We start from the raw sequence: 23,040 nt of genomic DNA on the forward strand, positions 1-23,040 counted from the left end.
GTGGGTTCCCAACTTGGATGGGGCTGTTGGGGCTTGAGCCAAAAAGTTTGTCATTATATCGGTTTCAGCCGTTGAGCCAAGGCTTGAGCGCAAGCAAAGCCGCTGGACCATGCCCATTGGAAGTTGTAGCCGCCCAGCCAGCCGGTGATATCGACCACTTCGCCAATGAAGTAAAGGCCTGGCTGGCGTGACTCCATGCTTTGCTGGGACAGCTCTTTCGTGTCCACGCCGCCGGCTGTCACCTCCGCCTTGGCGTAGCCCTCGGTGCCGGCTGGCATGAGCGTCCACTGGCTCAGGGCTTGAGCCAGTTGCTGCAGGGCTTTGTCGGGCGTGTCGGACAAGGTGCGTTGCCAAGCGCTGTTTTGCGCCGTCCAGGTGTCGGCCAAGCGGGCAGGCAGCCAAGCGGAGAGGGCGTTGGCGAGTTGTTTTTTGGAGGACAGCTTGGCTTCAAGCAAAACCGCAGCAAGGTTGGTTTGGGGGGCTAAGTTCAGCTCAATGGGGCGGCCAGCATGCCAGTAGCTGGAAATTTGCAGCACCGCGGGACCCGACAAACCGCGGTGGGTGAACAACAAATCTTCCTCGAACACTGTGCGTTGCTTGCCCACGCCGGTGCTGATATCCACAGGTAAGGACAAGCCCGCCAAGGCCGCAAAAGGCTGCCAGTCGGCGGGATTGAAAGTAAGCGGCACCAAAGCGGGGCGGGGCATCACCACGTTCAGCCCGAACTGTTTGGCGAGTCGATAGCCGAGGTCAGTTGCCCCAATTTTGGGGATGGACAGGCCGCCAGTCGCCACCACCACGGCCTTGGCTTGCACCTCGCCGTGGCTGGTGTGCGCGGTGTAGGGGAAGGGTGAGGCATCACTGAAGCGCAACGCCAGCAAACTGCAGGGCTGCCAGCGGGTGACCGCGCCACCCTTGGCGCCCGCTTCACATTCACGCAGCAGCATGTCGATCAGGTCTTGGGCGCTGCGGTCGCAAAAAAGTTGCCCCTTGTGTTTTTCGTGGAAAGCGATGCCGTGTTTATGCATCAAAGCCACAAAGTCGGCGGCGGTGTAGCGGCTTAAAGCGCTGCGGGCGAACTTCGGGTTTTCACCCAAAAAGTGTTTGTGCGGCGCACGTGGGTCGATGTCACTGTTCGTGAAGTTACTGCGGCCGCCGCCCGATATGCGGATTTTTTCAGCCACCTTGGGGCTGTGGTCGATCAGCAGCACCTGCAAACCCTGTTGTGCTGCCACCCCTGCGCAAAACAGCCCTGCGGCCCCCGCGCCGATGATGAACACATCTGTCTGGGTCATGCTTGGTTCAAAAACGCCTCGATATGCTGGGCTAATTTGGCGGGTTGGTCGTGGTGCATCATGTGGCCAGCGTCTGCAATGACTATGCTGTGAACATTCTTGACCGACTTCAATCGTTCATGGTATTCGGCCAAGGTATAGCGCCCCTTCCACCATTGGTCCATGCTGTTGTCGCTGGCTTCTACATTCAGCACCGGTGCAGTGATGCGTTGGTAGAGCGCCAATATTTCCTCCACCCTGAACAAGTTGGCATTGGTCACTTTGTGCGCAGCGTGACCCAAAATTTCCCATTCGCCTTGCGGGTTGGCTTTTGCCCAATGCTGGGCTAACCAATCGGCTTTGTCGGTGGTCAGGCGCGGGTTGGTTTTCATCAGCCGTTGTGCAACCGACCTTGCATCTGGGTAGGTTCTGAGCGACTTCTCGCCTTGGCGCATGGCCTTGAGGTCGTCCAACCACTGCGCATAACGGGTGGGTGCTTGCTCGGCTTGGGTGGCGGCCAGTCCAAAGCCTTCAAGGTTGATGAGGCGGCGAATGCGGGTGGGACGAATACCAGCGTATTGCATGACCACATTGCCACCCATGCTGTGACCTAAAAGGTCAATCGAACCCTCGGGTTGGTAGTGGTCGATCAAAGCGTCCAAATCGGCTAAGTAGTCGGGAAACCAAAAATTGTCGACCTCGCCGGGGTGGGTCAGTCCATAGCCACGCCAGTCGGGCGAAATGATGTGGCGGTCTTGTTCAAGAGCGTCGATGACGAATTGAAACGATGCGCTGACATCCATCCAACCATGGACCATAAAGAGCGGCAGTTGATCGGAGCGGGGTGTACCCCATTCGAGGACGTGGTAGTTCAGGTGGCGCAGCGGCACGAAACTGCTGCGCGAGGGGCGTTGGACTTGGTACATTGCACTGATCATAAGGACGTCTTGCATGACCACCCGTCACCCTTTGGACAACCACGCACACATGCTGGCGCAATTTCGCTGGCATGTGCCTGCCTTTTTCAACATCGCTGAGGTGTGCGTCAGGCGGTGGGCTAGAAAATCGCATACTGCTCAAAGAGTGGCCGTCATCACCCATCGCTTGGATGCACCTGCTGAGCCACACAGTTTTGCCCAAGTGCAAGCTGCAGCCGATGCCTTAAGCCATGTCTTGGCAGCGCAAGGCGTCAAAGCGGGTGACTGTGTGGCGGTGGTGCTGCCCCAGCGTTTCGAGACCGTGGTGGCCTACATGGCGCTGTGGCAAATGGGCGCGGTGGTCATGCCTTTGTCGCAATTGTTTGGCCCCGAGGCGCTGCAATACCGTTTGCAAGACTCGGGGGCGGTGCTGGCGGTGGTAGACGCCGTGTCCTCCACCACAGTGGCTGAATTGAAAAGCAGTTGCCCCGCGCTGCGCTTGTGCATAGGCGTGGATGCAGGCAGTGGCGATGTAGCTTTTGATGCTCCGACGATGAGCGAGTTCGAAGCGTGGCCTCTTTATCCCAGCTTGGCCCACGACCCTGCAGTGCTGATTTACACCAGTGGCACTACGGGGCCACCCAAAGGGGCATTGATTCCTCACCAAGCCTTGGTTGGCAACCTGACAGGTTTCATTTGCAGCCAAAACTGGTTTGGTTTTTCACCTAACAGCAAGCCCGTGCAAGGCGATGAACTGCCCTCTGGAAGCCACGCTGTGATGTGGTCCCCCGCCGACTGGACCTGGACCGGCGGCCTGATGGACGCTTTGTTGCCAAGCCTGTATTTCGGGCGCCCCATCGTGGCGTGGGCAGGGCGGTTTTCGGCCGATTTGGCTTTTGGCCTGATGCAGCAGCACCGTGTGACGCACACGTTTTTGTTCCCGACGGCTTTGAAAGCCATGATGAAGGCCTATCCCCATCCAGCTTCGCAGTTTCAGTTGGATTTGCAAGCCATCATGAGTGCAGGTGAGGCGGTGGGTGACGCTGTGTTTGCCTATTGCCAAGACCAACTTGGCGTGACCGTCAACGAGATGTTTGGGCAAACTGAGATCAACTACATCGTCGGCAACTGCGCCATGAATGGCGATACCGCGGACGGTGTAGGTTGGCCCGCTAAGCCCGGCAGCATGGGCCGCGCCTACCCTGGGCACCGTGTGGCGGTGATCGATGAGGAGGGTGTGGAGTGCCCCGACGGCGTTGCGGGAGACGTGGCCTTGCACCGCCTAGACCCGAAGGGCGACCCCGACCCGATTTTCTTTTTGGGCTACTGGAAGCAGCCCGAAGCCACCGCCAACAAATTCACCGACGATTGGTGCCGCACCGGCGACCTCGCTACCCGAGACGCAGACGGCTACCTCTGGTACCAAGGCCGCGCGGACGATGTGTTCAAGGCGGCGGGTTACCGCATAGGACCGAGCGAAATTGAAAACTGCTTGGTTAAACACCCAAGCGTAGCCAACGCCGCCGTGGTGCCCAAACCCGATGCCGAGCGCGGCAACTTGGTCAAGGCTTATGTGGTGCTGGCAGCTGGTTTTGCCGCAACAGATGGCTTAGTGCAAGAACTGCAACAACATGTGCGCGGCCTGCTGGCGCCTTATGAATACCCCAAAGAGATTGAGTTCATCGAGGCCTTGCCCATGACCACCACGGGCAAGGTGCAAAGGCGGGTGCTCAGGTTGCAGGAAGAGGAGCGGTTTGCCCGTTTCAAGCAGACCAAGGGTTGATTACTTGCAGGCCTGCGGCCACAAAGGGCCCCGTGTCTCGACTGGCGACGATGAATTGCTTGGCTGCTGCGATGGCGGCAATGTAGCCATCTGCAGTTGGAAAACCTTGGCCTTTGGATTTTGCCAAGACGGCGAGTTGAGCGTATGTCTTGGCCGTGTCTAGGTCGAAACCCAAGATTCGCCCTTTGAAAATGTCTGCCAGTCCATCCACGGTTTCTTCTAGCCTCAGTTTGCGTTGTCCTTTAGGCATTGAAGCAACACCAAACCACAATTCAGCGAACGTGATTGAAGACACAAACAAAGTTTCAGCGGCTTGCGCATTCAGCCAACCCAAAACCTGGCTGTTGGGCAAAGGTTTCATGGCTTCTGAAACTATATTGGTGTCGAGTAAGATCATTCGAAACGCATAGGTTCGGCGGCGATTCGTGGTCGAATTTCCTCCAAAGCTTCGACGTCTTCATTGGTCAAACCCATTTGCTGACCCAAAGCAGACATGGCATCTCCCATCTTGACTCGGTTCGGTGGATTGACCGCATTGGCCAGTATTTGGCGAACTTCGGCCTCGGTGCTTTGGCCGTTTTCGGCTGCTCGAATCCGCAGGGCGCGGTGTACATCGTCAGGTAGGTTTCGAACGGTCAGCATGGCCATGGCTTCACCTTAGGTTGTATGCAGTCAATGCATTCATTTTATACATATGAATGCATTTTGCAATGCTTATGCCCTGAGCGCTGGCAATCCCACGCCTGTCGCCTCAAAGCCGCCGTCCACCGCCACCACTTGGCCGGTGAGGTAACTGGCTTCTTCGGACGCCAAAAACACAATCACACGGCCAATTTCCGCTTCGCTGCCGTAGCGGTTCAGGGGGATGGCGTCGTGGTAAGCGCTGATGATTTCGGGGCTGTGTACCGCCATGGCGAGCTTGGTTCTCACAGGGCCGGGGGCCACGCAGTTGACCCGAATGCCGTATTCGCCCAACTCCACCGCCTGCTGTTTGGTCATGTGAATGACTGCTGCTTTGGAAGTGCCGTAGGCCACGCGCAGGGTGGAGGCTCGCAGACCCGAGATGGAGCCAATGTTGACAATCGCACCACGGCTTTGGCGAAGTGCGGGGATGACCGCTTGCGAGCATAAAAACACGCCATCCAGATTGGTGCGCATCACGGTTTGCCAGCGGGCAAACGTGGTTTCTTCAATCGGGCCGAAGTCGGCCACCCCTGCGTTATTCACCAAAGCGTCGACACGACCTGACCAATCCAACACAGCGTGCACCATGGCGGCAACTTGGGTTTCGTCAGACACGTCGCAGTCCAAGGGCAGCACGCCGTGCAACTCATTCGCTGCGCGGTGCAGTTCTTCGCTGTCGCGGTCGACCATGGCCACTTGGTAGCCCTTGGCTAAGAAGAGTTTCGTGGTGGCCAAACCAATGCCGCGAGCGGCGCCGGTGACGATGGCTGTGCGAGTTTGGGTGGGGATGCTTTTGTTCATGGCGTCATTCTCGGCCAAAGACTTCCATTAAGCTGTCGCATTTGTCTCATCCCCACCCCACGTAAACTCCGCCTCATGAACAAACTTGACCTCACCCCCGTTCGCTTGGGTCAAAGCGATTTGCACGTCACCCCCATCTGCTTGGGCACCATGACTTTCGGCCAGCAGGTGGACGAAGCCACCAGCCACACCATCATGGACCACAGCATGGCGCGGGGCGTGAACTTCTTCGATACCGCCGAGATTTACGCCGTTCCTCCCACCGCCGAGTCGTTTGGCAAGACCGAAACCTATATGGGCAACTGGCTGGCCAAGCGCCCCGGCATGCGCCAAAAAATGGTGCTCGCCTCTAAGGTGGCGGGACCTTCACGCGGTATGCCTTGGGTTCGCACAGGTGAGGGCATGACGGCGGCAGACATCGTGGCCTCCTGCGAAGCCAGTTTGAAGCGTTTGCAAACCGATGTGATTGACCTCTACCAAATCCATTGGCCCGAGCGCCATGTGCCCATGTTTGGCGGCTTGTATTACGACCCTGCCAAGGAAAACAGCTCTACCTCCATCCATGTGCAGTTAGAGACCTTGGCCAAGCTGATCCAGCAAGGCAAGGTGCGTTACATCGGCTTGTCCAATGAAACCCCGTATGGTGTTCATGAATTTGTGCGATTGGCCGAGCAGCACCATTTGCCGCGCATTGTCAGCGTGCAAAACGCCTATTGCTTGGTGAACCGCTTTTTGGAAAACGGATTAGACGAAACCATGCACCGCTTGGATGTGTCCTTGCTGGCTTACTCTCCATTGGGCTTTGGCTTGCTCACCGGTAAATACGATGCCTCGGGCTTTCTTGGCGCTGGCGCACCCCCCGAGGGACGCATCACCAAGTATGAAAGCGTTCGCAAACAACGCTGGTCACGCCCCGAAGCCTTGGCGTCGGCCAAGCGCTACAACCAACTCGCCCGCGACCACGGCATGACGCCCACGCAAATGGCGCTGGCGTTTTGCTATACCCAATGGCGTGTGGCCAGCACCATCATTGGCGTGACCTCGGTGGCCCAACTCGATGAAGATTTGGACGCTTGGGGCACCACGTTATCGCCCGAGGTCTTGAGCGCCATGGACGCCATACGTTGGGACATGCGCGATTTGGCGTTTTGACATGCTGGACTTTGATCCTGCACTTCTTTACCCCTTAGCGGCGGCGCTGCTGGCCTACTTGGTGGGCTCTTTGTCCTTCGCCGTGGTGGTGAGTCGCTTCATGGGCTTGGCCGATCCGCGAACCTATGGCAGCAACAACCCAGGGGCCACCAATGTGCTTCGCTCTGGCAACAAGCTGGCGGCGGTGCTGACCTTGCTGCTTGACGCAGTCAAGGGGTGGTTGCCGGTTTGGTGGGTGGTGCATTTTGGCGCGGCGTATGGCTTGGGCGAGGGCACTGTTGCCATGGTCGCTTTGGCGGCTTTTGTGGGCCATGTGTGGCCTGTCTTTTTCCGCTTCCAAGGCGGTAAAGGCGTTGCAACGGCAGCAGGTGTACTCATAGGCATACAGCCTTTTTTGGGCTTGGCGACTTTGGCCACTTGGCTCATCGTGGCGTATTTTTCACGCTATTCCTCACTGGCCGCCTTGGCCAGTGCATTGTTTGCACCCGCATACTATTTTTTGGGGCATCGCGTTGCTTGGTATGTGGACAACCGCGTGTTGTTAGCGGCCACAGTGATGAGCGCGGTGCTGATCTGGCGTCACCAAGCCAATATCGGCAAGCTCATGCGTGGCGAGGAAAGCCGTATCGGTAATAAAAAATTGGGGTCAGATCCCAATTAATCGCGGAAGTTATCGAAGCTCAGCGGCAAGTCGGGGATGTCTTTGCGAATCAAGGCCATCGCCGCTTGCAAGTCGTCTCGCTTGGCGCCTGTCACTCGCACCGATTCGCCTTGGATGGCGGCTTGTACTTTCAGCTTGCTGTCTTTGATGATGCGCTGAATTTTTTTGGCATCTTCGCTGGCAATGCCGTTGCGCACTTTCACCACTTGCTTGACTTTGTCGCCGCCCATTTTTTGCACGTCGCCTTTGTCGAGAAAGCGCACATCGACATTGCGTTTAGCCAGTTTGTTGCGCAAGATGTCGTCAATTTGCTGCAACTGAAAGTCGCTGTCACCGATCAAGGTGATGTCTTTGTCTTTCAGTTCGATGGCCGCTGAGGTTCCTTTGAAATCGAAACGGGTGCCGATTTCCTTGGCGGTGTTATCGACAGCATTTTTCACTTCAACCAGGTCGGCTTCGCAAACAGTATCAAAAGAGGGCATGGTTGGTACTTCAGAAGTTCAGGGTGCGACAATTCTCACATGATTATCGAGACCAATGTCCCTTTGCAGCCGCACAACAGCTTTGGCATCGCCGCCCGCGCAGAGCGTTTGTTGCGTCTGCGTTCTATGAACGACGTCCAAGCCTTGTTGGTCGACCCCTTGCGCCTAGAGCCGCATTTCGTCTTGGGAGGCGGTAGCAACATCGTCATCACGGGCGACATCAAGCGCTTGGTCATCAAGGTCGAACTGCTGGGCCGTCAACTTGTTGCCGAGGATGACAAGGCTTGGGTGGTGCAAGCCGCCGCTGGCGAAGATTGGCACGACTTTGTGGCCTGGACCCTCCAGCAAGGTTGGCCTGGCTTGGAAAATTTGGCCCTGATTCCCGGCTTGGTGGGAGCCTCGCCCGTGCAAAACATAGGCGCTTATGGCGTGGAGTTGCAAGACCGGTTTGAGTCTTTGGACGCGGTGGATTTACACACTGGACAGCACTTCACCCTGGATGCAGCGCAGTGCGCCTTTGGTTACCGAGACTCTGTGTTCAAATACGGCGCCAGCGACAGCCGTGACATGGGTTTATTGGGCCGAGCGCTGATCACCCAAGTGCGGTTTCGCTTGCCCAAAAAATGGAAGGCTGACATCAGCTATGCGGATTTGGAAAAAAAGCAGGCCCAAAAAGGCATAGCCAACCCCACAGCGCAACAAGTGTTCGATTGGGTCTGCGAGATACGCCGCGCCAAGTTGCCCGACCCTGCGGTGATCGGCAATGCCGGCAGTTTTTTCAAAAACCCCACCGTCAGCCCCGAGCAATGCCAAGACATCATCGCCCGCGAACCTCGCTTGGTGCATTACCAATTGGCCGATGGTCGCTTCAAATTGGCTGCAGCTTGGTTGATTGACGCCTGTGGCTGGCGCGGTAAATCGGTGGGCAATGCGGCGGTCTATGAAAAACAAGCTTTGGTGATTGTCAACAAAGGTGGCTTGTCCCAGCCCTGCACAGGCGGCGAAGTTGTGACCTTGGCACAAGCCATTCAAACCAGTGTGTACGAGCGTTTTGGCATTCGACTTGAACCTGAACCGGTGGTGGTATGAAAAAAATCTGTTTGTGGTGGTTGGTGGTTGGCAGTTTGGTCAGTTCACAGGCATGGGCGCAAAACTACCCCACTAAACCCCTACGCTTGGTCGTGCCGTTCGCGGCAGGCGGAACCACCGACCTGATGGCACGAATTGTTGCGGAACCCTTGGGTAAGTTGCTCGGGCAAGCGGTGGTGGTGGACAACAAAGCGGGCGGGGGTGGTGTCAATGGTGCGGCTGAGGTTGCCCGCGCTGCACCCGACGGCTACACCTTGGGGTTGGCCACTGCGTCGAGCAATGCGACCAATCCTGCTATCAACCCCAAAGTCCCCTACGACCCATTAAAAGATTTTTCCCCCATCACCAACATGGCCGCCACACCCAATGTGCTGGCAGTCAACCCCTCTTTTCCTGCCAAAGACTTTGCTGTCTTCTTAGCTGAATTGCGCCGCAAGCCTGGACAGTACGACTACGCCTCGTCAGGCACAGGCGGCATTGGGCATTTGCAAATGGAGTTGTTCAAAAACCTGACCAAAACTTTTATCGTTCACATTCCCTACAGCGGCGGCGGCCCCGCTTTGCGTGATACCGTGGGTGGTCAGGTAATGGTCATTTTTGATAACTTGCCTTCAGCCTTGCCTCACATCAAAGACAAGCGACTCATCGCCATGGCGGTTGCTGCCCCCGAGCGGTTGGCCGATTTGCCGGCTGTACCCACTTTCAAAGAACTGGGCTTGGAGCCCGTCAACCGGCCCGCTTTTTACGGCATTTACGGCCCCAAGGGCATGCCCAAAGAGTTGGTGAAAAAGCTCAACGCTGCCCTGCTCAAAGTGTTGCAAGACCCCGCGGTGATCAAGCGCATTGAAGCCACGGGGTCTAAGGTGATTGGCAATACCCCAGAGCAGTTTGCCCAACAGTTGAAGGGGGAGTTTGAGGTTTACAAAAAGGTGGTCGATGCCCAAAAACTCAAGCTCGATTGACCCTCACCCTTTGGTGGGTGCTTTCGTTGAGGCCTTGTGGCTTGAAGATGGGTTGTCGCCCAACACCTTGGCCGCCTACCGACGGGATATGCAGGGCTTTTCTGATTGGTTGCAGGCGCAATTTTTGACGCTAGAACATGCGGGTGAAAACGATGTTCAGGCCTATTTTGCAGATCGCTTTGACCAAACCCGTGCCAGCACCGCCAACCGGCGCTTGACGGTATTGCGGCGTTTTTACCAATGGGCTTTGCGTGAAAAGCACATCAACACTGACCCTACCTTAAAGCTGTTGACGGCTCGACAAGCCCCTCGTCTGCCTCAAACACTGAGCGAAGCGCAGGTCGAAGCCTTGCTTGCGGCCCCCAACATCGACACACCCTTGGGTTTGCGTGACCGCGCCATGTTGGAGTTGCTCTATGCCAGTGGTTTGCGGGTCAGCGAGTTGGTCGACCTGCCCGTGCTGTCGTTAAATATGCGCGAAGGCGTGTTGCGCATCACTGGCAAGGGCAACAAAGAGCGCTTGGTGCCCTTTGGCGAAGAGGCGGCTGACAGCTTGCAAAACTATTTAAGCCAATCCCGCCCCGAGTTATTGGGTAAGAAAAACTCGCCTGCTGTGTTTGTGACCCAGCAAGGTACTGCGATGTCGCGGGTGATGTTTTGGAAGCTGATCAAAAAATACGCGCTTTTGACAGATGTCCATGTGCCTTTGTCGCCCCACACCCTGCGCCATGCCTTTGCAACGCATTTGCTCAACCATGGCGCTGACCTTAGAGCGGTGCAAATGCTGCTGGGGCATTCCGATATTTCCACCACCACCATCTACACCCATGTGGCCCGTGAGCGACTCAAAGCGCTGCATGCGCAACACCACCCACGTGGATAATTTTTTTCAAGGTGTAACAGGCGTCAAGCGTTGCGCCATCAACCAATCAATTTCTTCTTGGGTGAACCCCGCAGCTAACCGAGCAGGAGTGTTGAAGGGCGGCTTCAAGCGCGGTGCTGCATGGCGCTTCACCAGCATGGGGTAGTGCGTCAGTGGGTCTAGGCCTTGCTCTGCACAAAGGTACCTGAACCAATGGTTGCCAATGGCCACATGGCCCACCTCATCACGCAATATCGTTTCAAGGACTGGCAGGAAGGCTGCCGCGTGGGGGGAAGTGGAGAGCAATAATTTGGCTTGAATGAGGGGCGTGGCGTCCAAGCCTCGGGCTTCCAAGGTGCGTGGCACCAAGGCCATGCGTGCCAGTACATCGTCTGCAGTTTTCTCGCACATGGACCATAAACCATCGTGGGCGGCAAAGTCGCCATAGGCGTAGCCCATCTGGCTTAGCAAGTTTTGTAGCAAATCGAAATGGGTAGATTCTTCATAGGCCACACGCAGCCAGTCTTGGTAATACGCTGGCGGCAAGCTGGAGAACCGCCACACCGCGTCCAGCGCTAAATTGATGGCATTGAACTCGATATGGCACACCGAATGCACCAAAGCGGCCAAACCTTTGTCAGTATGGACCGAACGTTGAGGCACTTGCTGGGGGTTTTGCAGCAGGGGTTTGTCGGGTCGACCAGGGGCTTTGTGGTCAACGTCTTGCAGCGGGGCTTGAATATCAAGAGAAAGATGCGCCCGCTCTAACCAAAGCTGTTGCACCGCCTGTACTTTGTCAGTGGCTTGGGTTTCACATAACGCCTGGTAGGCGGCTTCTCGCAATTCCATCTCTACAATTGTAGAAACCTCTAAGAACGGCAAACATATGGCTATTTACCAGCTCGACGACCACACCCCCCAGATTGACCCCAGCGCTTGGGTGGCAGACTCTGCCCATGTGATGGGTGCCATTACTTTGGAGGCCAATACCAGTGTGTGGTTTGGCGCGGTTTTGCGCGGTGACACCGAGACCATCCATATTGGTGAAGGCAGCAATGTGCAAGATTTGGCCGTCATCCATGCGGACAACGGCTTGCCCGTGGTAGTTGGCAAGAACGTGACGGTAGGTCACCAAGTCATGCTGCATGGCTGCACCATTGGTGACGAAAGCCTGATTGGCATCGCAGCGGTGGTGTTGAATGGTGCTCGCATCGGCCGCCATTGCGTGGTGGGTGCAGGCTCGGTGGTCACCGAGGGCAAAGAGTTTCCCGATGGCAGCCTCATCATGGGCACACCGGCCAAAGTAGTGCGAGAACTCACGCCCGAGCAAATCGAAGGCTTGCGCATGAGTGCCAAGCACTACACCCAGAACGCTTTGCGCTTCAAAAACGGGCTGAAAAAAATCGCATGAGTGAGTTGCACAAGTTTTTGTTTGAAGGGCTGCCAGTTCGGGGTGTCTTGGTGCGATTGACCGACAGTTGGCAAACGGTGCTGGCCAAACGTGCCGCCAATGCCGAGACGGGTGCTTACCCGCCACCGGTTCGTGCGTTATTGGGTGAGATGACCGCGGCCGCTGTGCTGATGCAAGCCAACATCAAATTCAATGGCGCTTTGGTCTTGCAAATGATGGGCGAAGGCCCCTTGAAGTTGGCTGTGGTTGAAGTGCAATCCGATTTGCGCTTTCGCTCCACCGCCAAAACCATTGGCGAGGTATCTGAGGGCATGGGCTTGGCCGATATGGCCAACCAACGCAACCTAGGGCGCTGTGCCATCACGCTTGATCCCTTGGGTCGTCGACCCGGCCAGCAGCCCTACCAAGGGGTGGTGCCTTTGTATGACGATCACCGTGAACCGCTGAACCGCTTTAGCGATGTGTTGGCGCATTACATGCTGCAAAGCGAGCAACTCGACACCACTTTGGTTTTGGCGGCCAATGACGACATCGCCGCAGGTTTGTTGATACAACGCTTACCCATGCATGGGGCGGCAAATTTGGCCGGCAAAGAAAGCATGGCCGACGAAGCCGACATTGGTCGTAATGAAGACTACAACCGCATCGCTATTCTGGCGCAAAGCTTGACCAGCGAAGAACTGTTGACGCTGGCCACTGACAAAATCCTGCACCGCTTGTTTTGGCAAGAAACTTTGCGCCGCTTTGAGCCAGCGCCGGCGGATGAGGCACCACGCTTTTCTTGTTCTTGCAACAGAGATAGGGTCAGCAATATGTTGCGCGGCTTGGGCCAAGATGAGGCCAACAGCATCTTGGCAGAACGCCCCTTGATTGAGGTCGGGTGCGACTTTTGTGGCCAGCAATACCGCTATGACGCGGTGGACGCTGCCCAATTGTTTGCTCAAGCACTCACCCAGCCGCCTGGCCCATCAGCCTTGCAATAAGCCAGAGAAAAGCCGCAGTTCACAGTCGGGGTCGCTGCAGGTTTCGCACACGCCTTGCCAGCGTATGGGTAAACCTTCTCGCGCCAAGCCTTTGGCGGTTTCGGGGGGTAGTAGGGCCAGCAAGCATTGCTTTAGCAGTTCCTGTCCAATGCCATGGACGACTTGGAAAGACAAACCCTGGCCCAACAGGATGGCTCGCCAAGCTTGGGCGATGGGGGCATCTTCAGAACTTGCGCACAGCAAAATGCGAGAAGACAAAGAGGGCGGAGTCCAAGTCGGGTGGCTTTGGGGGGTATGAAGAGTCGAACTTGGTGCAAATTCCTTTAACGCTTGCCCAAGCGCTGTAGCCAAGTGTTGCAAGCGAGGCTGCGAAAGCCCAAGCAAAACAATGTCCATGTTCGCCTTATTTGGCGATTTGGACGAAGATTTCGTTGGGTTTGACCATGCCGATTTCAGAACGTGCGCGTTCTTCCACCATCTCCATGCCGTCGCGTAAATCGCGAAGTTCGGCACGCATACGCTCTAGTTTCAATTCGGTTTGGGTGTTGAGCGCGAGCTGAGTTTGGTATTGCTGCCGCAGTCGCCAAACATCGGGGATGCTGCCACGCCCAAACCACAGCTGCAGCTGGAAAACTATCAGCAGCGTGAGCAACATGATGGGAACGGGACGACGCATGGGTACGGCTTGAGGTCGGTTTCAGTGGCGTAGATTGTAAAAGGCAGATCGGCCAGGGTAGGTGGCGATGCTACCGAGGTCTTCCTCAATGCGCAATAACTGGTTGTATTTAGCCAAACGGTCAGAGCGACTGAGCGAGCCTGTTTTGATTTGACCGGCGTTGGTGCCGACCGCTATATCGGCAATGGTGGAGTCCTCTGTCTCCCCCGAGCGATGGCTGATCACGGCGGTGTAGCCTGCACGTTTGGCCATTTCAATGGCGGCAAAGGTCTCGCTCAAGGTGCCGATTTGGTTGATTTTGATGAGGATGGAGTTGGCTATTCCCTTGTCAATACCTTCTTGCAAAATTTTGGTGTTGGTGACAAACAAGTCGTCTCCCACCAGTTGCACTTTTTTATTCAGACGTTCGCTCAGGTGCTTCCAGCCGTCCCAGTCACCCTCGGCCATGCCGTCTTCTATGCTGAGAATAGGGTATTTGTCCACCCAAGTTGCCAGCATGTCGGTCCACTGGCCTGCATCGAGGACCAAACCTTCACCTTCTAAATGGTATTTGCCGTCTTTGTAAAACTCGCTGGCCGCGCAGTCCAAACCCAGCACAATTTGCTCACCCGCGGTAAAGCCAGCTTTGTCGATGGCATCCAAAATCATTTGAATCGCCGCTTCATGGCCAGGAACATTGGGCGCAAAACCGCCTTCATCACCCACGGCAATGCTCATGCCTTTGTCGCTCATGATTTTTTTCAAAGCATGAAAGACTTCGGCGCCATAGCGCAAAGCTTCACGAAAATTGGGGGCGCCCACAGGGATGATCATTAACTCTTGCAAATCCAGATTGTTGTTGGCGTGGGCGCCGCCATTGACCACGTTCATCATGGGAACAGGCATTTGCATGCGGCCCATGCCGCCGAAATAGCGGTACAAGGGCAGGCCAGACTCTTCAGCCGCCGCACGGGCGACCGCCATGGACACCGCCAAAATGGCGTTGGCGCCCAAGCGGGCTTTGTTGTCTGTGCCATCAAGCTCGATCATGGTGTGGTCCAGAAACGCTTGTTCACTGGCGTCTAGGCCAATCACGGCTTGGGTGATTTCGTTGTTCACATATTCCACAGCCTTCAAGACACCTTTACCGCCATAGCGTGCAGGGTCGCCATCGCGCAATTCGATAGCTTCACGGCTGCCGGTTGATGCCCCAGAAGGGACGGCGGCTCGACCCATGATGCCGCTTTCCAACAAGACATCGCACTCCACCGTGGGGTTGCCACGGCTGTCCAAAATTTCACGACCAACGATGTCGACGATTGCACTCATGTTCTGACTTTCTTCGAGGGGAGGATCAGGCTATCAAAGCCTATGGTTTAACAAAACTAAACGGAAAAATGGGTTTCAAGCAGTGGGCCTTGTTTAACGACTTTGTCAATCGCTAACAAACTCTCTAGCAGGGCTCGCATGTGTTTCAAAGGTACGGCGTTGGGGCCATCTGACCAAGCTTGGGCAGGGTTGGGATGCGTCTCCATGAAAACCCCTGCCACACCGGCAGCCACGCCGGCGCGGGCAAGCACAGGCACCATCTCTCGTGCACCGCCACTGCTGGTACCTTGCCCACCAGGCTTTTGTACCGAATGTGTCACATCAAATACCACGGGCGCGCCCGTGTGGCGCATTTCAGCCAAGCTGGTCATGTCAGCCACCAAATTGTTGTAACCAAAGCTGACACCACGCTCACATGCCAAGAAGTTGTCTTCGTTCAGGCCTGCCTCGCGGGCTGCGGCACGGGCTTTATCGACCACGTTTTTCATGTCCCAAGGCGCAAGAAATTGGCCTTTTTTGATGTTGACTGGTTTGCCCGACTGCGCCACGGCGCGTATGAAGTCGGTTTGGCGGCATAAAAAGGCGGGGGTTTGCAACACATCGACCACGCTGGCCACGGTTTTGACTTGTGACTCATCGTGAACGTCGGTCAGCACGGGAATATTTAACTGACGACGAACTTCGTCCAAGATTTTGAGTCCCGCGTCCAGCCCCAAGCCGCGTTGGGTGCTGCCAGACGAGCGGTTGGCCTTGTCGAAAGAGCCTTTGTAAATCAGGGGGATGCCCAAGGCCATGCACATGTCTTTGAGTTGTCCAGCCACATCCAAGGACATGTCCAAGCTCTCGATAGAACATGTGCCTGCTATCAGAAAGAAAGGCTTGTCTAAGCCTACATCAAAGCCGCACAGTCTCATGCCACCACTTTCAATTTTTTTCTCTCGCTTTGGTAGCTTAATGCTGCACGCACGAATGCAATGAACAAGGGATGGCTGCCCCAAGGGGTGGACTTGAACTCAGGGTGAAATTGCACACCCATGTACCAAGGGTGTACCGCTTGAGGAAGTTCCACAATTTCAGTGAGTTGCTCGCGTTGGGTCAAGGCTGAAATCACCAAACCGGCATGGCGCAACTGGTCTAAGTAATTCACATTTGCCTCGTAGCGGTGACGGTGCCTTTCACTCACGTGGTCGCCGTAAATGTGGTGAGCCAAGGTGTGGGGCGCGACATTGGAGGTTTGTTCGCCCAATCGCATGGTGCCGCCAAGATCAGAATTGGCATGGCGTGTTTGTACCTTGCCATCGGCATCTTTCCATTCGGTGATAAGCGCAATCACCGGGTGATGTGTGTCTGGTTCAAACTCGGTGCTGTTAGCGCCAGGTAAGCCCGCCACATGCCTAGCGTATTCGATTGTGGCGACTTGCATACCCAAGCAAATACCTAAATAAGGCACTTTGCCTTCGCGTGCAAAACGCGCTGCACAAATCTTGCCTTCAATGCCTCGTTTGCCAAACCCGCCAGGCACCAAGATGGCATCAAAGCGAGACAACTGGGCGATGTTGGCGGCTTCTAAGCTTTCTGAGTCGATGTACTCAATATTGACTTTGGCATGGTGGTGAATGCCTGCATGACGCAAGGCTTCGTTGAGTGACTTGTAGCTGTCAGACAGGTCGACATATTTGCCGACCATAGCGATGTGTAACTCGTACTGCGGGTTCTCGACCTCTTGCACCAAATCATCCCAACGCTTCAACGACGCGGGCGCGGTGTTGATGCGCAGTTTTTCGCAAATGAGTGCGTCTAAGCCTTGCTCGTGCAACATGCGCGGCACTTTGTAGATGGTGTCGACATCCCACATGGAGATGACACCCCACTCAGAAACGTTGGAGAAGAGTGAAATTTTGGAGCGCTCTTCTTGGGGAATAGGCCTGTCGGCACGGCACACCAAAGCATCGGCTTGGATACCGATTTCACGCAGTTTTTGAGCGGTGTGTTGGGTGGGTTTGGTTTTCAGTTCCCCAGCAGCGGCAATCCAAGGCACGTAGCTCAGGTGAACAAAAGCGGCATTGTGGGGCCCCATGCGCAAGCTCATTTGCCGCACGGCCTCTAAGAAAGGCAGGGACTCAATGTCGCCGACAGTGCCGCCAATTTCAACGATGGCGACTTCTACCGCGTCAGCAGTTCCCACACCTGCACCGCGTTTGATGAAGTCTTGGATTTCGTTGGTGATGTGGGGAATGACTTGTACGGTGGTACCCAAGTAATCGCCGCGGCGCTCTTTTTCGAGCACGCTTTTGTAAATTTGTCCGGTGGTGAAATTGTTGGTGCGCCGCATGCGCGTGGTGATGAAGCGCTCGTAGTGACCCAAGTCCAAATCGGTTTCTGCCCCATCTTCGGTGACGAAGACTTCGCCATGTTCGAAGGGTGACATCGTGCCGGGGTCGACATTGATGTAAGGATCGAGCTTGATTAAAGTGACTTTGAGGCCTCGCGATTCAAGAATCGCAGCGAGGGAGGCTGAGGCGATTCCCTTGCCAAGGGAGGACACCACACCGCCGGTGACGAAGACAAATTTGGTCATGTCGGGAGGGGAGGGCCTAGGCTCCCTAGAGGTGGTAATGCCAAATTATAGGGGCTCTGCTACATTGCGCCCCATGAGTGACCTGTCCAACAAACATATCGTGCTGGGGTTGAGCGGCGGAATCGCATGCTACAAAGCTGCAGAATTGTGCCGTGCCTTGGTCAAAGTGGGGGCGACGGTGCAAGTGGTCATGACCGAGGCTGCGGCCCAATTCGTCACCCCAGTGACGATGCAAGCCTTGTCTAACCAGCCTGTTTATGTGTCGCAATGGGATCCTCGCGAGCCCAACAACATGGCGCACATCAACCTCACCCGCAATGCCCATGCCATCTTGGTAGCACCCGCCAGCGCGGACTTCATGGCCAAACTTTTGCATGGCCGCGCCGATGATTTGCTCAGCCTGATGTGCTTGGCCAGACCCGTGGAGACGGTTCCCTTGCTACTTGCACCTGCCATGAACAAAGAAATGTGGGCACATCCCGCCACGCAACGCAACATGTCGCAACTGCGCCAAGATGGCGCCACGGTGTTGGGTGTAGGCCAAGGCGACCAAGCTTGCGGCGAGGTGGGTGACGGCAGAATGCTTGAGCCTGATGAATTGCTATACGAGCTGACCGCCTTGTTTCAACCCAAAGTTTTGCAAGGTAAAAAAGTGCTCATCAGCGCAGGGCCTACGTTTGAGGCAATAGACCCCGTGCGTGGCATCACCAATTTGTCCAGCGGGAAAATGGCTTTTGCTTTGGCGCGGGCTGCCCATGAAGCTGGTGCAGATGTTCATATGGTGGCGGGGCCCGTGAGTTTGTCCACCCCTTTTGGTGTAAAGCGTACCGATGTTCGCTCTGCGCTACAGATGCATGCCGCTGTCATGGCGCAGGTGGAGCGTGCCGATGTGTTCATTGCCACCGCAGCAGTGGCTGATTGGCGGCCAGCACAGGTGGCAGGTGAAAAGATCAAAAAAGGCCAAGACGGTCTGCCAAATTTTGAGTGGGTTGAAAACCCCGACATCCTGGCTGATGTTGCGTCCAGCAACCGTGCCCAAGCGGGCGCTTTGTATTGCGTGGGCTTTGCTGCAGAAACCCAGTATTTGCAAGCTCAGGCGCAAGCCAAGCGGGTTTGCAAAGGTGTGCCTTTGATGGTGGGTAACCTTGGCCCAGCCACCTTTGGCCAAGATGACAATGCTTTGCTGGTGATTGATGAGCATGGCATCAAAGAGTTGCCCCGTGCCTCCAAATTGACGCTGGCGCGGCAGTTGATGGCAGAGATCGCCAGTCGCATCAGCACTAAGGAGTAGTTATGAAGTTGGATGTGAAAGTAATGGACCAGCGCTTGCGCAGCATGTTGCCCCATTACGCCACTGCCGGTAGCGCGGGTTTGGATTTGCGAGCTTGTTTAGATGTTGCGCTGACTTTGCAGCCCAATGCGTGGCAGTTGGTGCCCACCGGCATGGCGATTCATTTGAAAGACCCGAATTACGCCGCCCTGATATTGCCGCGTTCCGGCTTGGGGCATAAGCACGGCATCGTGCTGGGTAATTTGGTGGGCTTAATTGACAGCGATTACCAAGGTCAACTCATGGTGAGTGCATGGAATCGCAGCGATGTGGCATTCACCATTGAACCTATGGAACGTATCGCACAATTGGTGATCGTGCCGGTGGTACAAGCCCAATTCAATCTGGTCGATGAATTTGAGGTCTTCACCGAACGCGGCGCAGGCGGCTACGGCTCCACTGGCAAGCAATAAGCCCTCAGTGCAGCGTGTCGTTACCTGACAGAGTGGGTGCCGAGAAAAAACCAGAGCCACAAGTGCCGTGGCTTTTTTCTTTTTCGGTGGCAGCCCTGACACCCGTGATGGTGAGTGAAATTCGCAAAGCCATGCCCGACAGTGGATGGTTGCCATCCAACACCACATGCTCTGGGTACACATCAGTGACGGTATAGATCACGTCTTTGGGCGCATCGGGACTGCAGTCTTGCGAAAGTGCGTGTCCCTCAATGGTCATGCCTTCTTCAAGCTCAGCCGGAAATGCATGCCGAGGCTCTAAAAAAATAAGCTCTTCGTTGAAATCCCCAAAGGCTTCCTCTGGCTCCAAGTGCAAATCCAATTGATCGCCAACCTGATGGTCGTGCAAAGCTAATTGGATTTTGTCGAGCAAATCGTGTCCGCCCAAGTAAAACTCCACGGGGTCTTGCAGTTCATCCAAGATTTGACCTTGGGCATCCTTGAGCACCCATGTGAGGGCAACAACGCAGTCTGGTGTTATGTTCATGGGGCGGAATTGTCGCAGTTTGGAGAAGTACCTTGAAAAACCCATTGCCCCACCCCTTGCTGGGCGCCTTAAGCGCTGAGGCTTTCATGCGCAGTTATTGGCAAAAACAACCTTTGCTCATTCGACAAGCCGTAGCCGGTATCCAGCCAATGCTCAGTCGACTGCAGTTGTTCGCTTTGGCGCAATCCGAGGATGTTGAGTCACGCTTGGTCATCAAAGACGCTGGTACAGGGCAATGGTGCTTGAAATCGGGACCTTTTGGCAAGCGAAGTTTGCCGAGTTTGAAGCAAAGCCATTGGACGCTGTTGGTGCAAGGGGTAGATTTGCATGACGACAAAGTCGCGCAATTGCGCGACCAGTTTCGTTTTATTCCCGACGCTCGGCTAGACGATGTCATGATCAGTTACGCAACTGACAAGGGCGGCGTGGGCCCGCATTTTGACAGCTACGATGTTTTTTTGTTGCAAGTGCATGGACAGCGCCGCTGGCGCATCAGCCAACAAAAAGACCTCTCTTTGCGAGATGACGTCCCGCTGAAAATATTGCGTAAGTTCAAGGCAGAAGAAACGTGGGTGCTCAACCCGGGGGACATGTTGTATTTACCGCCCCAGTACGCCCACGAAGGGGTGGCCTTGGGGGAGTGCATGACATACTCTGTTGGATTTAAAGCGCAAACCCCACAGGCTTTGGCGCAACAGTTGCTACCCCGTTTTGCTGATATGGATGTTGTCAAAGACTCTGCTCGCTACCAAGACAAATCGCAATCTGCAACCGATCATCCCGCCCGCATACCAGATCATCTTCAGGCTTTTGCCCACCATGCGCTTGAAAGTGCATTGCGACAAAAGCACGCCAGTGAGAAGGTTTTGGGCGAGTGGTTAAGCGAACCCAAAGCGCAGGTTTGGTTCGAAACCCAAGACACTAAAGACTTGAAAAAAGGCGTTGTGTTGGATCGAAAAACCAAAATGCTCTACGACCAGCGATACGTTTACATCAATGGAGAAAGTTGGCGTTGTGCCGGTGCAGATGCCCGAATACTGCGTTCATTGGCAGACCAAAGAGCTCTTAATCAACTGCAAATTCGAAAATCTAGTGCAACACTCTTGGCAGTTTTGCAAGAGTGGGTGCAATCTGGTTGGTTGCACCCGCAAGGCGATTAAATAATCTTAAAAAGTTTAAGGATAAGGCATACGGGAATTCACCTATAATAAATGGCTGAGTTGAAGGAGCTTGAGTCCATCGGCTCGGTTGCATGTGGAGGTTCAGACCAAAGCATGTGGCATCCCTCGAAATTTTTCGAACCATTCTTTAAGGAACCCCCATGAAAAAATCACTCCTCTTGGCAACTTTGTTGGCTGCTGCTTTGGTCGCTTGCGGTAAAAAAGAAGCTCCTCCTGCACCTGCTGCTGCTCCCGCACCTGCTGCTGAAGCTCCTGCTGCTGCACCAGCACCTGCTGCTGCTCCCGCACCTGCTGCCGAAGGCGAGAAGAAGTAATTTTTTCTGCTTTTACCAAAAGCCACCCTCGGGTGGCTTTTTTTTACCCTAAGATTTCTTGATGACCTCCAGCCACCTGCCCCCTTCACTCCCTGCCATCCCTTTGGCTCGCAGCCAAACCTTGGGGGATATTTTGAGACGCACCGCTCAACGACTACCTGACAAAACGGCAGTCATTTGTGGCAAAACCCAATGGAGCTAAGCCCAATTTGACGCACTGGTAAGCCGACTGGCAGTCGGTTTGGTGGCGAGGGGAATAAAAAGCGGCGACCATGTGGCCATGTTGGCACGTAATTCCCATGGTTTTGCGGCCATGCGTTTTGCTTTGGCCAGGATGGGTGCAGTTTTGGTTCCCATCAATTTCATGCTCAAAACGGATGAAGTGGCTTACATCCTCAGGCATGCCCAAGCCAAGGTGCTGGTCACCGACACCGAACTCACACCCTTGGCAAAAGCGGCTTCTGTTTTGGATACGCAGGTGACTGAGTTCATTTGGATTCCTTCTGAAGACACCACACAAGCCAGCGAGGGGATGCACAACTTTCATAGTTTGACTGAATCTGAGGGAGTCCTACCTCCACAAACCTTCACTGGCAACGATGTTTTGCAAATTGTGTACACCAGTGGCACAGAGTCCAGCCCCAAAGGTGCCATGCTCACCCACGATGCGGTGTTATGGCAATACGTGAGTTGCGTGATCAATGCTGAAATCCGCGAGGATGACTTGGCTTTGCATTCTCTGCCCCTGTACCACTGCGCTCAATTAGATGTATTTTTCGGCCCTGCGGTCTACGTGGGAAGCACCAACATCATCACGGCCAAACCTACGCCCGACCATTTGTTGCCGCTGATGCAGCGTTTTGGCGTGACCAGTTTCTTTGCCCCGCCGACGGTGTGGATTGCATTACTACACTCTTCCTTAATGGATGCTGACAAGCTTTCCAGCTTGGCCAAAGGCTATTACGGTGCGTCCATCATGCCTGTTGAGGTGTTGCGTGAACTGGCTTCAAGGTTGCCACTTGTGCGTTTATGGAACTTGTATGGGCAAACTGAAATTGCCCCATTGGCTACCTTACTTGGACCAGAGGACCAATTGCGCAAACCTGGCTCCTGTGGTCGTGCCGTTATTCATGTGGAAACCCGCGTGGTGGACGAGCAGATGAACGATGTGCAACCGGGCAGCGAGGTCGGTGAAATCGTGCATCGATCGCCCCACCTCATGCTGGGTTACTTTAATGATGAAGAGCGCACCCTTGCAGCATTTGAGTCAGGCTGGTTTCACAGCGGGGACTTGGCCACCATCGATGACGAGGGCTTTATCACGGTGGTAGATCGCAAAAAAGACATGATCAAAACAGGAGGAGAGAACGTTGCCAGCCGCGAGGTAGAGGAAATGATTTACCGCCTGTCAGCCGTCAGCGAGGTGGCGGTGATTGGTTTGCCCGACCCCAAATGGGTCGAAGCCGTGACCGCTGTGATTGTGGTCAAGCTTGGGCAAAACATGTCTGAGAAAGAGGTTCTTGCACATTGCCAGCAACATATGGCAGGTTTCAAGTGTCCTAAGCGCGTTATCTTCACCGATACCTTGCCGAAAAACCCCAGTGGCAAATTGCTCAAACGAGAGTTGAGGCAGCTGTACGCCTAAAGACTGTG

At 55.1% G+C, this 23,040-nt stretch carries 25 protein-coding genes and 1 pseudogene; 13 read left to right on the forward strand and 13 right to left on the reverse strand.

Going from position 1 to position 23,040, the window contains the following annotated elements; translation table 11 throughout:
* Window positions 1–53 precede the first annotated feature (53 nt).
* On the reverse strand, window positions 54–1,295 hold the full coding sequence (locus tag AC9UEO_RS07010) for a BaiN/RdsA family NAD(P)/FAD-dependent oxidoreductase (protein WP_509531418.1): 1,242 nt from the start codon (window positions 1,293–1,295) through the stop codon (window positions 54–56).
* Entirely contained in the window at window positions 1,292–2,200 is a 909-nt protein-coding gene (locus AC9UEO_RS07015) for an alpha/beta fold hydrolase (RefSeq protein WP_509531490.1), read from the reverse strand. Before AC9UEO_RS07015 ends, AC9UEO_RS07010 begins: the two co-directional genes overlap by 4 nt.
* Window positions 2,201–2,225: 25 nt before the next feature.
* Between AC9UEO_RS07015 and AC9UEO_RS07020 the strand changes: the two genes are divergently transcribed.
* Window positions 2,226–3,974, forward strand: coding sequence for an acetate--CoA ligase (locus AC9UEO_RS07020; protein WP_509531421.1), 1,749 nt, complete (start codon window positions 2,226–2,228; stop codon window positions 3,972–3,974).
* On the opposite strand, the gene AC9UEO_RS07025 is transcribed toward AC9UEO_RS07020, so the two are convergent.
* The 3 genes from AC9UEO_RS07025 to AC9UEO_RS07035 all read right to left on the reverse strand — a co-directional run bounded on the left by AC9UEO_RS07025 (window position 3,955) and on the right by AC9UEO_RS07035 (window position 5,459).
* Complete coding sequence (locus AC9UEO_RS07025; RefSeq protein WP_509531425.1) at window positions 3,955–4,371, reverse strand: type II toxin-antitoxin system VapC family toxin; 417 nt, start codon at window positions 4,369–4,371, stop codon at window positions 3,955–3,957. The genes AC9UEO_RS07020 and AC9UEO_RS07025 overlap by 20 nt on opposite strands.
* Window positions 4,368–4,622: a FitA-like ribbon-helix-helix domain-containing protein gene (locus AC9UEO_RS07030; RefSeq protein WP_509531427.1), complete on the reverse strand. Its 255-nt coding sequence runs from the start codon at window positions 4,620–4,622 to the stop codon at window positions 4,368–4,370. Before AC9UEO_RS07030 ends, AC9UEO_RS07025 begins: the two co-directional genes overlap by 4 nt.
* Before the next feature lie 66 nt (window positions 4,623–4,688).
* Entirely contained in the window at window positions 4,689–5,459 is a 771-nt protein-coding gene (locus AC9UEO_RS07035) for an SDR family NAD(P)-dependent oxidoreductase (RefSeq protein ID WP_509531429.1), read from the reverse strand.
* A gap of 75 nt (window positions 5,460–5,534) precedes the next feature.
* On the opposite strand from AC9UEO_RS07035, the gene AC9UEO_RS07040 reads away from it, so the two are divergent.
* Both AC9UEO_RS07040 and plsY read left to right on the forward strand, forming a co-directional pair.
* Window positions 5,535–6,611, forward strand: coding sequence for an aldo/keto reductase (locus AC9UEO_RS07040; protein WP_509531431.1), 1,077 nt, complete (start codon window positions 5,535–5,537; stop codon window positions 6,609–6,611).
* A gap of 1 nt (window position 6,612) precedes the next feature.
* A complete protein-coding gene (gene plsY, locus AC9UEO_RS07045) occupies window positions 6,613–7,272 on the forward strand; it encodes a glycerol-3-phosphate 1-O-acyltransferase PlsY (RefSeq protein WP_509531433.1) in 660 nt (219 codons plus the stop codon).
* Here the strand turns inward: plsY and AC9UEO_RS07050 are convergent.
* A complete protein-coding gene (locus AC9UEO_RS07050; RefSeq protein ID WP_509531435.1) occupies window positions 7,269–7,754 on the reverse strand; it encodes a YajQ family cyclic di-GMP-binding protein in 486 nt (161 codons plus the stop codon). The two genes, plsY and AC9UEO_RS07050, sit on opposite strands and share 4 nt — an antisense overlap.
* A gap of 39 nt (window positions 7,755–7,793) precedes the next feature.
* Here AC9UEO_RS07050 and murB point away from each other — a divergent pair, with 39 nt between their 5' ends.
* Genes murB through xerD form a run of 3 tightly spaced genes read left to right on the forward strand, consistent with a single transcriptional unit; the run spans window position 7,794 to window position 10,688 of the window.
* The gene (gene murB, locus AC9UEO_RS07055; protein WP_509531437.1) at window positions 7,794–8,843 is read left to right on the forward strand and encodes a UDP-N-acetylmuramate dehydrogenase; all 1,050 of its coding nucleotides are present in this window, start codon (window positions 7,794–7,796) and stop codon (window positions 8,841–8,843) included.
* Entirely contained in the window at window positions 8,840–9,805 is a 966-nt protein-coding gene (locus AC9UEO_RS07060) for a tripartite tricarboxylate transporter substrate binding protein BugE (RefSeq protein ID WP_509531439.1), read from the forward strand. The genes murB and AC9UEO_RS07060 overlap by 4 nt, the downstream gene beginning before the upstream one ends.
* Window positions 9,780–10,688, forward strand: a complete 909-nt coding sequence (gene xerD / locus AC9UEO_RS07065) for a site-specific tyrosine recombinase XerD (RefSeq protein WP_509531441.1) — start codon at window positions 9,780–9,782, stop codon at window positions 10,686–10,688. The genes AC9UEO_RS07060 and xerD overlap by 26 nt, the downstream gene beginning before the upstream one ends.
* Window positions 10,689–10,694: 6 nt before the next feature.
* On the opposite strand, the gene AC9UEO_RS07070 is transcribed toward xerD, so the two are convergent.
* Window positions 10,695–11,516 carry a ferritin-like domain-containing protein gene (locus AC9UEO_RS07070; protein WP_509531444.1) on the reverse strand — a complete coding sequence of 274 codons (822 nt, stop codon included), beginning with the start codon at window positions 11,514–11,516 and terminating at the stop codon, window positions 10,695–10,697.
* 37 nt (window positions 11,517–11,553) lie between these two features.
* Between AC9UEO_RS07070 and AC9UEO_RS07075 the strand changes: the two genes are divergently transcribed.
* Window positions 11,554–12,078, forward strand: a complete 525-nt coding sequence (locus tag AC9UEO_RS07075) for a gamma carbonic anhydrase family protein (protein ID WP_509531445.1) — start codon at window positions 11,554–11,556, stop codon at window positions 12,076–12,078.
* On the forward strand, window positions 12,075–13,061 hold the full coding sequence (gene hslO, locus AC9UEO_RS07080) for an Hsp33 family molecular chaperone HslO (RefSeq protein WP_509531447.1): 987 nt from the start codon (window positions 12,075–12,077) through the stop codon (window positions 13,059–13,061). Before AC9UEO_RS07075 ends, hslO begins: the two co-directional genes overlap by 4 nt.
* Here the strand turns inward: hslO and AC9UEO_RS07085 are convergent.
* The 5 genes from AC9UEO_RS07085 to pyrG are packed head-to-tail and all read right to left on the reverse strand — an operon-like array spanning window position 13,047 to window position 17,623.
* Window positions 13,047–13,457 carry a hypothetical protein gene (locus AC9UEO_RS07085; protein ID WP_509531449.1) on the reverse strand — a complete coding sequence of 137 codons (411 nt, stop codon included), beginning with the start codon at window positions 13,455–13,457 and terminating at the stop codon, window positions 13,047–13,049. The two genes, hslO and AC9UEO_RS07085, sit on opposite strands and share 15 nt — an antisense overlap.
* Before the next feature lie 7 nt (window positions 13,458–13,464).
* A complete protein-coding gene (locus tag AC9UEO_RS07090; RefSeq protein WP_509531451.1) occupies window positions 13,465–13,737 on the reverse strand; it encodes a septum formation initiator family protein in 273 nt (90 codons plus the stop codon).
* 21 nt (window positions 13,738–13,758) lie between these two features.
* Entirely contained in the window at window positions 13,759–15,045 is a 1,287-nt protein-coding gene (gene eno, locus AC9UEO_RS07095; RefSeq protein ID WP_509531453.1) for a phosphopyruvate hydratase, read from the reverse strand.
* A 56-nt stretch (window positions 15,046–15,101) separates the two neighbouring features.
* Window positions 15,102–15,959, reverse strand: a complete 858-nt coding sequence (gene kdsA, locus AC9UEO_RS07100) for a 3-deoxy-8-phosphooctulonate synthase (protein WP_509531455.1) — start codon at window positions 15,957–15,959, stop codon at window positions 15,102–15,104.
* Window positions 15,956–17,623, reverse strand: a complete 1,668-nt coding sequence (gene pyrG / locus AC9UEO_RS07105; RefSeq protein ID WP_509531457.1) for a CTP synthase — start codon at window positions 17,621–17,623, stop codon at window positions 15,956–15,958. Before pyrG ends, kdsA begins: the two co-directional genes overlap by 4 nt.
* 73 nt (window positions 17,624–17,696) lie before the next feature.
* On the opposite strand from pyrG, the gene coaBC reads away from it, so the two are divergent.
* Both coaBC and dut read left to right on the forward strand, forming a co-directional pair.
* Window positions 17,697–18,914, forward strand: a complete 1,218-nt coding sequence (gene coaBC / locus AC9UEO_RS07110) for a bifunctional phosphopantothenoylcysteine decarboxylase/phosphopantothenate--cysteine ligase CoaBC (RefSeq protein ID WP_509531459.1) — start codon at window positions 17,697–17,699, stop codon at window positions 18,912–18,914.
* A gap of 2 nt (window positions 18,915–18,916) precedes the next feature.
* The gene (gene dut / locus AC9UEO_RS07115; RefSeq protein ID WP_509531461.1) at window positions 18,917–19,366 is read left to right on the forward strand and encodes a dUTP diphosphatase; all 450 of its coding nucleotides are present in this window, start codon (window positions 18,917–18,919) and stop codon (window positions 19,364–19,366) included.
* Between the two features lie 4 nt (window positions 19,367–19,370).
* Here dut and AC9UEO_RS07120 read toward each other — a convergent pair whose 3' ends face one another.
* Window positions 19,371–19,892, reverse strand: a complete 522-nt coding sequence (locus tag AC9UEO_RS07120) for an FKBP-type peptidyl-prolyl cis-trans isomerase (RefSeq protein WP_509531463.1) — start codon at window positions 19,890–19,892, stop codon at window positions 19,371–19,373.
* Between the two features lie 32 nt (window positions 19,893–19,924).
* Between AC9UEO_RS07120 and AC9UEO_RS07125 the strand changes: the two genes are divergently transcribed.
* The 3 genes and pseudogenes from AC9UEO_RS07125 (at window position 19,925) to AC9UEO_RS07135 (ending at window position 23,032) form a co-directional block, all read left to right on the forward strand.
* Window positions 19,925–21,052, forward strand: a complete 1,128-nt coding sequence (locus tag AC9UEO_RS07125) for a JmjC domain-containing protein (RefSeq protein ID WP_509531465.1) — start codon at window positions 19,925–19,927, stop codon at window positions 21,050–21,052.
* 161 nt (window positions 21,053–21,213) lie between these two features.
* On the forward strand, window positions 21,214–21,387 hold the full coding sequence (locus AC9UEO_RS07130) for a hypothetical protein (RefSeq protein ID WP_509531467.1): 174 nt from the start codon (window positions 21,214–21,216) through the stop codon (window positions 21,385–21,387).
* Between the two features lie 61 nt (window positions 21,388–21,448).
* Window positions 21,449–23,032 (forward strand): annotated as a pseudogene (locus AC9UEO_RS07135) (acyl-CoA synthetase).
* The last annotated feature ends 8 nt before the right edge of the window (window positions 23,033–23,040 follow it).

Source organism: Limnohabitans sp. (assembly GCF_040401495.1).
GTDB lineage: Bacteria > Pseudomonadota > Gammaproteobacteria > Burkholderiales > Burkholderiaceae_C > Limnohabitans.